We start from the raw sequence: 13,898 nt of genomic DNA on the forward strand, positions 1-13,898 counted from the left end.
TCATGCCTCCACGGTGCGCCGCGCCGCAGACAACGCGTGCCGCAGCGCATCGGCGATCTGCCCGACATGCTCGCTCATCAGGCAGCTATAGTGATTGCCGCGAACCTCGCACGTCCGCACGGGCAGCCGCGTGAAATTCTCCCAGCCCCACGCCGGCGTCTCGCGGATTTCGGGCAGATTGATGCCGTCGGGCAAAGGCTGAGTCGCCTTGAACAACATCACCGGAATCGGCAACGGTTCGTGCGGCGGATCGTAAAGCGCGGAGAAATCCGCCGCGGCCCGATACACGTTGAACAGCCCGCGAATCGCGCTCGTGTCGCTTTGCGACTGCACCACGCCGAACCGCGCGAGCCGTTCGCTCATGAACGCCAGCAGCCGTTCGCGCGACGCGGCGCGCAGCGCGGCCTCGTCGATGCCCGTCATCATCTCCATCTTGCCCGAGTAATACGCAAAGACGCCGAGAATCATGCTGGCGATCTCAAAGTCGTCCTGATGCGGCACGAACGAATACGGCGGCGCGGCCGAATCAAACATCGCGACGAGTCCGATCGCATCGCCCGCCGCATGCAACTGACGCGCGATCTCGTATGCGATCTTGCCGCCGAGCGAATGCCCGCCGAGGTAGTAAGGCCCTTCGGGCTGCACGCTGCGCATGCAGCTCACATAGTGCGACGCGATCTGCTCGACCGACGTATGCGGCTCGTGCACGCCGTCGAGGCCGAGATATTGCAGGCCGATCACCGGCCGGTCCGCATCGAGCGCGTTCGCGAGCGGCAGCAACTGCGTGATGTTGCCGCCCATGCCCGGAATGCAGAAGAACGGCGCCTGCGCGCCGGCCTTGTGCATCGGCACCAGGCAATAGCGCACCGTTTCGTCGGCGCGCGCCGTTTGGCCGGCATCGTCGCCGAGCGAGCGCAGGATGCGCGCGATCGTCGGTTCCTCGAGAAACTCGCCGAGCGTCGGGCAACGCGCGTATTGGTCGCGCACGCGGGAAATCAGTTGCGTCGCGAGTAGCGAGTGACCGCCCAGATCGAAGAAATCATCGTCGACTTCGACGTGATCGACGCCCAGCAACTCCTGCCACAACGCAACGAGCGCCTGCCGGAGCGAGCCGGGCTCGGGTGCGGCTGCCTGCCCGGCGCTTCGCGGCTTGCGCGCCGCCGGCCCTTCCGCGAAGCCGGCCTTGCTGACGATGAGTTGCGGCATGTCGTGCGCAAGCGCCAGCTCGAAAATCGCACAGCCCTCATGATTGCTCAGCCCCCGCAGCGCCGGCCCGTGCCCGCTTGGACGGCGGCTGCGCTCGGCGTGCGCGACGGCCATCCCGGTCTGTGCCCAGGTGTCCCAATTGACCGCGATGGCCGGCATGCCGCGCTGCCGCCAATATCGCGCGAGCGCGTCCATATAGCCGTTCGCCGCGGCGTAGTCCGCCTGACCCAGGCCGCCGACCACCGCGGCAAGCGACGAGCACAACAGCACGAAGTCGGGCTGCTCGTGCGCGAACTGGTCGAACAGGTGCCGCGCGCCATCCACTTTCGCGGCCAGCACGCGCCGCCACGCATCGGGCGTGCCGGTCTCGATCAGCCCGCTCGCTTCGACGCCGGCCGCATGGATCACCCCGTCGATGCGCCCGAATCGCGCACGCGCCGCCCGCACCGCGCCGGCAAGCTGCCCAGCGTCGGCCACGTCGGCGGCAAGCCGCAGCACGCGCGCGCCCGCCGCTTCCAACGCCGCGAACCGCGCGGCATTTTCGTCGTGCGGGGAACGGCTGAGCAGCGCCAGCCCGACATCGCGCCGCCGGCTCGCGATATGCATCGCCAATTCGAGGCCAACACCGGTCGCGCCGCCGGTGATCAGATAAACGCCGCCATCGCGCAGCACATCTTCTCGCGAAGCCGTGGCCAGCGGCACGTGGCTGGCCGCTTCCCGCCGTCCGTCGACCAGCGTGACGCTGCTCGGCAAATCGGGCGATGCGCCGGGCAGCACCGCAGGCTCGGACGACAGCTCCCTTTTCAACGCCGCGAGGGTGGCATCGTTCATGTCGTCGAGATCGATATGGCGGCAGACGATATGCGGGTATTCCCAGTGCACTGCGTTGAGCAATCCGGCCAAGGCCGCGCCCGCGCAAGCGTCGAGCGTGCGCGCCGCGCGCACGCCTTGCGTGACGAGCGACACGCGCCAATCCCGCTGTCGAGCGCCCAGCGCCTGGAGCAACGTGATCAGACCGATGAACGCGCCATCGACATCGGCCGCCGACGCGGCGCAGCAGCCGTACACCACGTGCAGCGGGGTGTCTGGATGCGTGGCAAGTTCCGCCACCAGGCGCTCGCAATCAGCCTTGTTACCCGCGCGCAAGCCGTAGCGGTTTTCGCCGAGTGGGCGAAACGCGTCGTCGTGGCGGATCAGCACGCTGTTCGCGGGTGCGAACGCGGCCCATTCGTCGCCGAACACGAGCCAACGCGCCGCAGGCAGCGCACGGCCCGCGGGCGCATCGACCCATTTGACCGTGCGGCACCATTGCATGACGTCGCGGGCACGGCGCGCCGGCTCGCGGCGGCCGAAGCCGCGAATCGTGACGAGTACGTCCGCGCGCGACGCCGCCTCGTCCCATGCGAACAGCGTGACGTCGAACACGTTCGGCGCAGTCTCCACCGCCAGGCTGTAGCACTCGGCGCACAACGGCCGATGCATCTCGATCGACTCATAACGGAACGGGACCGACTCGTCATGCGGCCGCAAGCAGGCAGGCAGGAACGCACTCGCCACATCGAGCAGCGCCGGATGCAGCGCGAAGGCCGGCAGATCGCCGTGGCCCCCGGCCGGCAGCCTCAGCCGCGCCAGCCCTGCGTTGCCGCCCAGCCAAACCGCGTCGATACTGCGCCAGCGCGGCCCGTACTCCGCGAACGCCTGCGCGAACCGCGCGCGGGCATCGTCCACTTCGGCCAAGTGCCACTGCTCGCAAAGCGCGGCCGGCGATTCCAGCGCGGCTGGTGCGGGGGCAGCGCGGCCGATGCGGCCGTTCGCGTGCGCGATCCCGTCGCCTTGTTCATCGAGCGATTCGAGCACGAAATCCGCTCCGTCGTCGCACGGCTCGAATCTCACGCGCATGCGGCGACGCTCGCCGTCCGCCAAGATCAGCGCGGACGGAAAATAGACGTCGCACATCGCAATGGCGATATCCGGCCGCCTCAAAGCAAACGCGCGCCGCACGAGTTCGATACACGCCGTGCCGGGCAACACGCTCGCGCCGTCGAAGATCCGGTGCTCGTCGACGAACCAGAGCCGCTCATGCAGCGTGAACGATACCGTGATGCGCCCGCCACCGCCGTCTTCTTCGCATTGCATCGGCACCTCACCGATATCGTGCGACGCGCTGCCTGCCTGCGCCGCCGACGATGCGCTCGCCGCCGCGCTTGCCGGCCGATCGATCCAGAAACGCTTGCGCTCGAACGCATAGGTGGGCAGCGCGATTCGCCGCGCCGTCCCCGGCGCATGCATTCGCGGCCAATCAACTTCCACGCCTTGCGCCCACAGCGTGCCGACGCCTTGCAGCAGCGCGGCCAGGTCGGGACGCTTGTCGCGCGCGTGCGGCAGTGTCGCGACGATACGCTGCGCGCCAAGCTTGCTCCAGCCACCGATCAGGTTGCCCAATGCGCGGCCCGGCCCCACTTCGACGAATATCGGCTGATCGAGCGCGTCGAGCAGCGTGCCGACGCCCGTATGAAACTGCACGGGTTGGCGCAGATGCGCGCCCCAGTAGCCGGGGTCTGCCAGATCTTGCTGATTCAGCCAGCGGCCGCTGCGATTCGAGATCACCGGAATGCGCCCGGTGCTGCAAGCGATGCGCGCGCTCGCGCGATTGACCTCGGACTCGGCGCCGGCCATCAGCGACGAATGAAACGCATGCGACGTCGCCAGACGCTGGCACGCGACTCCCGCCGCGATGCACGCATCCTCGAGCGCAATGATCTGATCGACGGCCCCCGCCAGCACGTATTGCCGCGGTCCGTTGATCGCCGCGATTTCACAGCCGGAACGATTCAGCTCCGCCAATTCGTCGGGGCCCGCGAGCACCGCCAGCATCGCGCCCGCCGGCTGGCGCTGCATCGCCGCGGCGCGCGTCGCGACCAGCATCAACGCATCCGGCAACGCGATCATGCCGCTCACCGCCGCCGCGACAAGCTCGCCGACGCTGTGGCCGATCATCGCCTGCGGCACGATTGCCCATTCATGCAATTGCAGCGCGAGTGCATATTCGATTGTGAAAAGCGCCGGTTGCGTGTAGCGCGTTTCCTTCAGCAACGACGCATCGCCGTCGAACATCAGCGACCGGATGTCCTGCCCGATAGATTCGCGCAGCATCGACGCACAGCGGTCCACTTCGGTCCGGAACACGCCGCCTTCTCGATACAGCGCCGCCCCCATGCCCGGATACTGACTGCCCTGGCCGGGAAACATGAAGACGACGGGCGGCGCATGCCGGCGCTCGAACGCTGCCAGCGCGTCGATACGATTCAACTGCTCGCTCACGTCGCCTGCTTCGTCGAGCACCGCGAAGCCGCGATGTTCGAAGGCGGTGCGGCCGAGCTGAAGCGTATAGGCCGCATCCCGGATGCGCGTACCGGGCAGCGCGCGGTGCAGCCGCCGCCATTGCTCGCGCAGTGCGTTTTGCGAGCGCGCCGAAACCGGCAGCAATTGCCAGCGCGGCGGCTCATGCGCCGGCACGCGACGCGCGCGCGGCGCTTCTTCGAGCACCACATGAACATTAGTGCCGCCGACGCCGAACGAGCTGACGCCGGCGCGCCGCGGCGCGCCGGCTCTCGGCCATGCGCGCGCATGCTGAACGACGCTGAACGGCGTCTTGTCGAAACCGATCTGCGCGTTCGGCGTGTGGCAGTTGATGCTGGGCGGAATGACTTCGTGGTGCAGCGCGAGGACCGTCTTGATCAATCCGGCAATGCCCGCCGCGGCGTCCAGATGCCCGATGTTGCCTTTGACCGAGCCGATTCCGCATTGCCCGTGCGGCAACGCGCCGGAGGCGGTTTCGTCGGCGAACGCCTGAGCGAGCGCGCGCACCTCGATCGGATCGCCAAGCGGCGTGCCCGTGCCGTGCGCCTCCACATAGCCGATGCTTTCGGCCGGGGCCTTGGCCGCCCGCAGCGCCTCGCGAATGACCGCCGCCTGACCGGCGACGCTCGGCGCGGTATAGCTCACTTTCGCCCCGCCGTCGTTGTTTGCCGCCGATCCCTTGATCACCGCATACACCGTGTCGCCGTCCCGCCATGCGGCGCTCAGCTTCTTCAACAGCACCACGCCGCCACCGCTGCCGGCCGCCGTGCCTGCCGCGGCGGCGTCGAACGGACGGCAGCGGCCGTCTGGCGACATGATGCCGCCTTCGGAATAGAGATAGCCGACTTGGTCCGGGTCCAGCGCGAGCGCGCCGGCCAACGCCATCTCGGCTTCGCCGTTGCGTAAGCTTGCGCAGGCGAGATGAACCGCCATCAGCCCCGACGAGCACGCGGTGCCGACGCTGAGCGCGGGCCCTTGCAGATTGAGCTTGTATGCGGTGCGGGTGGCGATGAAGTCCTTGTCGTTGCCGATCAGCCATTGGCCCGGTTCGAGCCGCAGCCGCTCGGCATTCGGCATCACGTTTTGCACCAGGTAGTAACTGAATGCCGCGCCCGCGAACACGCCCACCGAACGCACCCGGCCGGAATCGCCGTAGCCGGCCTCCTCCAATACCTGCCACGCGAGTTCGAGAAAGATCCGCTGCTGCGGGTCCATCACCTGCGCCTCGCGCGGCGAATAGCCGAAGAAACCGGCGTCGAAATCGGCCTTGCCTTCGAGTTCCTTGAAGCGGCGCACGAAATGCGCATGGCGATACAGTTCGGGCGGCACACCATGCGCGTCGAGTTCGGCATCGCTCAATGTGCGGCCTGCCTCATAGCCGGCGAGCAGGCGCTGCCAGAAGCTCGCGAGGTCCGGCGCTTCGGGAAAGCGGCCGGCGATGCCGATGATCGCGATCGCCTCGGCATCGTCGGCGGGCTCGATGCCCGCATGCGCGTGGTCCGGCTCGGCATCGCTGCGCTGTCTGCTCAATGCATCGAGACGCGACGCGAGCGCGGCGATCGTCGGATACTCGAAAACGTCGGTCAACGCCAAGCCGTCGCCGAACGCTTCCGTGACGCGTTGATGCAAAGCGACCGCGCGCAGCGAATGTCCGCCCGCATCGAAGAAATTTTCGTCATCGCCAATATCGTCGCGTTCGAGCAAGGTCCGCCAGATCTCGCGCACGCGTTGCAGCGTCCGCACGGGCGCAACGTCGGGCGGTGCGCTGGGCACCGTCGCAACCGCAAGCGGCGCGCCATTGGCCGCCAGCGCTTTCAAATCGGTCTTGCCGGTGCTGCCGGTCGGCAACGCATCCAAGAACACCAGGTTCGACGGCACCATCGCGTCAGGCACCTTGCGCCGGAGCGCATCGAGCAGCGCCGTCTTCGTGCAGCGCGCGACCACGTATCCGACCAGCAACAGCTGCCCTTGCCCGTCCGGCTGCGCGAGCGCCTCGGCCGCCTGCACACCGGGCACTTCCATCAGCGCCGCGCGCACCGCGTCAAGCTCGATGCGAAAGCCGCGGATCTTCACCTGACGGTCCACCCGGCCGATGAACTGGATCGCGCCGCCGTCGAGCCGGCGCACCACGTCGCCCGTGCGATACATGCGTCCGCCCGGTCCGGCATCGAACGGATTCGCGACAAACGAACCCGCGGTGCGCGCCGTCTGCCCCAGGTAGCCCTGCGCGACGCATTCTCCGCCGATGAAAAGCTCGCCCGCCACGCCGACGTCGACCGGCTGAAACTCATCGTCGAGCACATGGAGTTGCGCGACACCCATCGGGCGCAAGATCAGCCGTTCCTGCTCGGCATGATAGTCGGTCAACGACACGACGATCGCGGCCTCCGTCGGCCCGTAGCCATTGAGCAGGCGGCGGCCCCTCGCCCAGCGTTGCGCGACTTCCGGCGGGCACGCTTCCCCCGCCACGATGATCATGCCGAGCGCCGGCAGCTCGGCCTCGGGCACCATCGCCAATGCAGACGGCACGATCCACCAATGCGAAATGCGCTGCTGCGCCAGCCAATCGATCAACGCCGGTCCGGGCAGAAGCCTGCGGCGCTCGCCGAATACGATCGCGGCTCCGGCGGCGAGCGCCGGAAAGATCTCGCCCAGCACCACATCGAAGACAGGCGACACATACTGCGCGATTCGCGAGCGCGGCGTGACGCCCATGATTTCCGTCATCGCCAGCACGTTGCGGCACACACTTCGGTGCGAAACCGCCACGCCTTTCGGTAAGCCGGTCGAGCCGGACGTGTAGATGACGTATGCGCAATCGTCCGGATCCGCATCACGAGACGGCGGCGCCCATTGCGCGCTCTGGCCGGGATCGGACAACGCATCGAGATCGACCACCGGCAGACCGAATTCGCGCGCCGCGTCGGCCGTACCGGCATGGCTCACGAGTGCCGCGAGCGCGGCATCGTTCGCGATGTGGCGATTCCACTGCGGCTTGTGCTCGGGGTCCATCGGCACGAATGCCGCGCCCACGCACGCGATCGCCAGCATCGCCGTCACGTTGTGCGGATGATGACCGGCGAAAATGCCGACGCGATCGCCGCGGCGCACGCCCTGCGCCGTCAGCGCCTCGGCGGCGGCCGCCACCCGCGCCGCCAATTGCCGATAGCTCACGCTCAGCGCCGGAGCATCGAGCGCGACGTGGTCCGCGAATGGCCCGACGCTGCGTGCGAAGAGCGTGTAGAGATCGTGCGCCGGCCCCGATGGAATCGCCGCGTTGCCGGCTGGCAGCGGCGGCGCATCGAGCGGCGAAGAAAAGGCGTTCGGCCGCAACGCCGCGCGCGCCGCATTCAAAAAATGGCGCTGCATCGAATTCAATGCATCCGCGTCGAACGATCCGGGGCGCGCCATCAAATGACACAGCACGCGGCCGCCATTTGCATGAACCGCCATTTCCAGATCCAGCTTCGCCGAATAAATGTCGATCGGCAGCGGGCTCGCATCGATATTCGCCAGTTGCAGACCGGCATCGTCGAATTCGCAGGAGAAGAGGGTCTGAAACACCGCGTTGCGCCCCGGCGCGCGCGGCGGGTTCAGCTCCTGCACCAGCCACTCGAACGGAATGCCGCTATTTTCGTAGAGATCCAGACAGTGTTCGCGCACATACCGCAGCACCTGATCGAACGTGGTAAGCCCGTCGAAACGCATGCGCAGCGGCATGGTATTCGCGAAAAAACCAAGCACGTCGTCGAAGCCGTGTTGCGGACGCAACGACACCGGCGTGCCGATCGCAAAATCGGCATCGCCCGTCTGCTCACGCAATGCCGCCGCGAAAAGTGCGAAGTACACGATGAACGGCGAGCAGCTCGTGCGCTGGGCAAGCGCCGCGATGCCGGCCGCGAGAGCCACGGGCACTTCGAATGTGAGCGACTGCGGGCTGCCAGCGTGCGCCGCCTGCACATCGACGGAATGCGCAAGCGTAATGGCGGCGGGCAAATCGCGCAGCCGCTCACGCCAATAACGCAATTGCCGCTGCGCCGCTTCGCCGTGCAGCTGTCGCCGCTGCAAATTCACAAACTCCGCATAGCGCCGCACGGGCCGCCCCCACGCGGGCGCGTGACCGGCGGCTCTCGCGTTGTAAGCGGTTTGCAGATCACGCCAGAATAAACCGAACGACGGGCCGTCGATAACGATATGGTGAATCGTTACACTGAACACATGCTGGTTAGGTCCGGTCTCGAACAGCGCCGCGCGCACCAGCGGTCCTGCATGCAGATCGAATGCGCGAGCATGCTCGTCTTGCAGCAAGCCCGGCAAATTCGCCGCCTCGGGTGCCGCGACGGCGATTCGCCGCAATCGAATCGGCAATGTCTCGCATAGCGTTTGAGTCGGCTCCTGCAGCGATTTTCCGTCGGAGCCGACCAGGCTTTCAACATGCGTCGAGAACACCGTGCGCAACGCATCGTGCCGAGCGGCGACATCATTGACGGCCTGTTCCAATGCGGGTGAATCCAATGGCCCGTCGAAGCGCCACACCATTGGAATGTTGTAGCTGAAATCGTCGGGCTGTCTTTTCGCCGCCAGCCACAGGCTCTGCTGCGAATACGACAGCAGGCGGACATCTTCCGTGACTTCCTCCGACGGCATCGCCAACGGCACATGCCGCGCGTCGCCCGGCGTAATCGAAGACGCTCGCTGCTCGACTAGCCGCGCCTGCTCGGCTACCGTGGGATGATTGAAAATGCTTGAAATGCTCAGATCGAGACCAAACGCTTGGTTGATCCTCGACGCCAAACGCGCCGCCGCCAGCGAATGTCCGCCGCAAAGAAAGAAGTTCTCGTGTACGCCACGCACGCGTACTGCCAGCAGTTCCTGCCACAGCGCCAGCAAGCGGCGCTCGACGTCGGTCGCCGCTTGCTGCTCGGGCGCGTCCGGCGCGCTCAGCGCCCACGTCTTGAGCCGGTTGCGGTCGATCTTGCCGCTCGGCGTGAGCGGCATGACATCGAGCGGCTCGATCACGGCGGGCAACATGTGCGCAGGCAGATGGCCCCGCAAATATCCGCGCAACTCGTCGACGCTAAGGCTGCTCACCACGAATGCCGCCAGCCTCGGATCGCCCGACGCTTCGTCGCGCACGACGACCGCACACTGGCGCACCTGCGGATGCGCGGCAAGCACGCCTTCGATCTCGCCCAGCTCCACGCGAAAACCGCGTATTTTGATCTGGTTGTCTCGACGGCCGAGAAAATCGATCGTGCCGTCGTCGAGAAACCGGCATATATCGCCGGTGCGATAGAACCGCGTATCGCCTTCGCCGACGATCACGCGCCCGTCCTCACCGATACGGCCGCGCAAGAATTTTTGCGCCGTCAGCGCTTCGTTGCCGAGATAGCCCGTCGCTACCGCCGGGCCCGCCACCAGCAGCTCACCCGGCACGCCGATCGGCGTCAATTGCAGCAGCGGATCGACGATCAGCAGATCGCAGCTAGGCAGCGGCCGCCCCAGCGGCACGACGCTGCCTGGCGCCAACTCGTGTAAATCAGGATCGAAGTACGAACTGTCGATGGCCGCCTCGGTCACGCCATACGAGCCGAGCACTCGCGCATGCGGGCCGCACAATGCGCGGGCCGCGTGCAGTTCGTGGCCGAACCAGACGTCGGCGCCGCAGACGAGCGTATCGAGCATGTCGAGACGCACACCGTTTTCCTGGCAATGACGAATCAGCTCGCGCAATATCACCGGAGGAAAATCGCCGAACGACACGCGTTCGGCAAGCATCAGCGCGTGCAGCCGCGCAGCGTCGAGCAGCCATTCGCGCGGCGGCATGACGAGCTTGCCGCCGCATGCAAGTGTCCGGCTCACATCGCCGATGAACAAATCGAACGTCATGCCGGCGAGCTGCAGCGTGACAGGATGCCCTGGCTTGCCGAAGCGATACGCGCGATGCCAGCCGTGATACGACGCATTCAGGCTGCCGTGCGAAACCTCCACGCCCTTGGGTTTGCCGGTCGATCCCGACGTATAGATCACATAGGCGGGATCGTTCTCGGTAAGCGCGGGAATATCCATGCGCTGAGCATCGGCGGACGTCGCGCCTTCGAGCACGTCGTCGAGCAGCACGGTAATGGCGGCGGCCTGCGCGCCGAGGCTCGCATGATCCCGTTTCGTCGAGACGAGCGCGACGGGTGCGGCATCCTCGATTTTTTCCAAGCGCCGCGGATCGGCGGGATCGAGCGGCAGATATACCGCACCGGCCTTCAAGATGCCTAAGTACGAAACGATGAGCTTGTCGGAATAGGTCAGCAGCGACGCGACACGGCTGCCTTTCGTCACACCACGCAAGCGCAGCGCATTCGCAAGTGCATCGGAGCGGCGGTCAAGCATATCGTAGGTCAGACGGACTTCGTCATGCACCACGGCTTGTGCGTGTGGCGTGCGCTCGACCGCGTCGCGAAATCGTTGAGGAATGGGCAAGAACGGAATGCGCTCGAACGGCTCGTCCGGCCGGGTAAACCGGCGCACTCGCGCCAATTCCGCCGCCGGAAGCAACGCACCCTCGGCAATCGCGGCGCTCGGTGAAGCAAGCAGGCTCTCGAGCAGCTTTTCGAAATGCGTCATCATGCGCGTGATGGTGGACGCATCGAAAAGATCGGTGTCATATTCGACGATCGCCGCCAGTTCGCCGGGCATTTCCTCCATCGATACCGTGAGATCGTATTTCGACGTTCCGGTATGAACGAGCGTGCCTTGCACCTCGACATCATCAAGCGCGAGCGTCCCGCCACTGCCCTTCAGGTAGTCGAACATGATCTGAAACACGGGAGCGTGACTTGCCGAGCGCACCGGCCGCACCACTTCGACGATCTGATCGAACGGCAACGCCGCGTTCTCGAATGCATCCAGCAACGACTCCCGCACCTGAGCCAGCAAGTCGATAAAGTTGACGCGATCGTCGAATCGCACGCGCAGCGGAAGCAGGTTGATGAAGAAGCCGATCAGATTTTGCTGCGCTTCGGTCGAGCGATTGGCGAACGGGCTGCCGATCACGATTTGATCTTCGCCGCAATAGCGATGCAGCAACGCGGAAAAAGCCGCCACGCCGAGCATGTATGGCGTCACGCCGGCGCTGCGGCAAAGCTTGCGCATGCCGTCGGCAAGCACGGGGCTGAACACGTGCTTGGATACCGCCCCGCGCATGCGCTGCTCGGACGGACGCGGCCGATCGGTCAGCAGCTTGTGGAGCGTCGGCGCATCCGACATCGCCGCTTTCCAGTATTGCCGCGCGCGCGCGCACCGGGCATCGTCGGACACTGTTGCCGCCACGGCCGCCGCATAATCGACAGTCGGCAATTCAGGATCGTCGCCCGACAACAGCGCGTTGTACACGGCGCCGAGTTCGCGGAAGAAAATCCTGATCGACCAATCGTCGAACACGATGTGATGCACGTTGACGAACAAAACGTGCTCGTTTTCGCCGAGCTTGATCAGAAGGCTGCGAAGCGGGGCCTCATGCGCCAAATCGAAGACGTGGCTTACCTCGTTCGCGCACAACCGATCGGCCGCCGCTTGCCGAGCATCGGGATCGAGTGCGCTGATATCCTGCCGAGCGAACGCGGCAAGCGTCGACGCAAGCGTGATCCGCAATTCGCCGTCGTGCGTATGGAATCGCGAACGCAAGGCCGGATGCCGTTGCTGCATGAATTCCAGTGCCTGTTCGAGCACTGCGTCGTCGAGGCGGCCGGTCAGCTTGAATGCCGCGGGCACGTTATAGGTCGCGGCACGCACATCGCCGTTTTCGACGAACCAGAGCCTGCGTTGAGCGGCGGTCGCGGGCAACACTGGCGACGTAAAGGAGCCGTCGGCGTTCGCGTCGAACAGCGGCGTCGGCGCATCGCCGGCCTGAAAATGGGGTAAGCGGTGATTCATGATGTGATTTCCCGATTCGATCAGCAATGAGAATGACGCTTGGAACTGCTCACGACGCAAGAGGAATCGGCGAAAAATCGATCAGCATGACCGTGCGCGCACCTGACCTTGCACCGGGCGCGCAGGCGACCGCGCTGACGTGATGGCACACGGCGGCGTCATCGATGATGTAGCTGTCTAGCAGCTCGGTCAGCATGAAAGTGGTGAGCGCATCGGCGGGCACCTCGGTAATGCGCTCGCCGGCATACCGAGGCGCGGCGATATAGTTGAGCCCGCCCGACACGCCGCTGCGATTGACCAGATGAACGGCGGTATACGGCTGGCCATCGCGGTGCAGGCAGTCTGGCGTGCTGCGCGACGGCTTGCCAGGAAGCGCATTGAGCCGAACCAGATGAAAGCCACATTGCAGCGGCTCATCGCGGCCCGTCCAGCCCGTTAGATCGAAGTCGAACCAGATCAGCCTGTGAATCAACGACAACTGCAACACGTGATCATTCGCGCGCAGGAATCGGCGGCGCACGCCGCCATATTCCGGTTGAAATTCGGTCGCCTGCTGATATTCGATTTCGACCTTGCCGCCCTCGCCAACGATGCCGGGCTTCCAGCACAAGGTTCGAGTCGACGGCGTCAATACAGCTTCGGCATAACAGCGATGCCGGCCGTCGCCACCGAAGCCGTCGAGCGGCAAGGTCTGCGCATAACGCGCCAACTGATCCAGTTCCCGCTGCTCAACCTCGCCGAGCATCAGATCTGCCCGGTCAAACGTCGCCCAACCCATCGTGCGCAAAGCATTGCCAATCTCCGAATCCATACGCGGGTCGGCTGGAAAATTTCCCTCTTCGATCCTTTGCATGCTTTCATCCCGAACTTGGAATTGGAGAAAAACGACTCACGCACTGAATCGCCCACTCCAATTACTATGCATTTCTAACTAAATAGGCGAGATTCCGCAGTCAAAATTGAACCAACTGATTTTGGATTTCCGACTAGGCCCACCCGGATTCCATTCGCATCCGGCATCCGATAATCGTCTAGACCGATAGCGTTCGGCCGCAAAGCTCGCCAAGACAGGCAGGACCTTTACCCATCCTGCGTTTCGCCGGACTCGTCATTTCTCGCTCGCCATGACGTCTGCGCCGTCCGCCATCAGCCGGTTGCAGAGTTCCTGCGCGATTTCGGCAACTGTCGGAAAATCCCACGCGATCGTGGGCTCCACGACACAATGCAGCGTTTCCTCGATCTCACCGCATAGCGCGAGCGCATAGACCGAGTCCAGTCCGATTGTGTCCAGCGGAGTGCTAGCTCCGATGTCCTCCGGAGAAATTTGCAGATAACGCGCAATCCGCTCCGTCAGCCATTGCTGGATCGACGAGCTGTCGATATTCGCGGGATCGGGCATTTGAGGT

3 protein-coding genes are annotated in these 13,898 nt (G+C 65.3%); all 3 read right to left on the reverse strand.

All coding sequences use genetic code 11. From position 1 onward, the window contains the following. Positions 1 to 12,492 (reverse strand): hybrid non-ribosomal peptide synthetase/type I polyketide synthase, encoded by a 12,492-nt coding sequence (locus BSIN_RS02145; RefSeq protein WP_089339420.1) that lies wholly within the window; start codon positions 12,490 to 12,492, stop codon positions 1 to 3. Positions 12,493 to 12,541: 49 nt separating this feature from the next. Further along, positions 12,542 to 13,345 carry a 2OG-Fe dioxygenase family protein gene (locus BSIN_RS02150; RefSeq protein ID WP_089339371.1) on the reverse strand — a complete coding sequence of 268 codons (804 nt, stop codon included), beginning with the start codon at positions 13,343 to 13,345 and terminating at the stop codon, positions 12,542 to 12,544. A 255-nt stretch (positions 13,346 to 13,600) separates the two neighbouring features. After that, a complete protein-coding gene (locus tag BSIN_RS02155) occupies positions 13,601 to 13,891 on the reverse strand; it encodes an acyl carrier protein (RefSeq protein WP_089339372.1) in 291 nt (96 codons plus the stop codon). Between the last annotated feature and the right edge of the window lie 7 nt (positions 13,892 to 13,898).

This window comes from Burkholderia singularis, assembly GCF_900176645.1.
Classification (GTDB): Bacteria; Pseudomonadota; Gammaproteobacteria; order Burkholderiales; family Burkholderiaceae; genus Burkholderia; species Burkholderia singularis.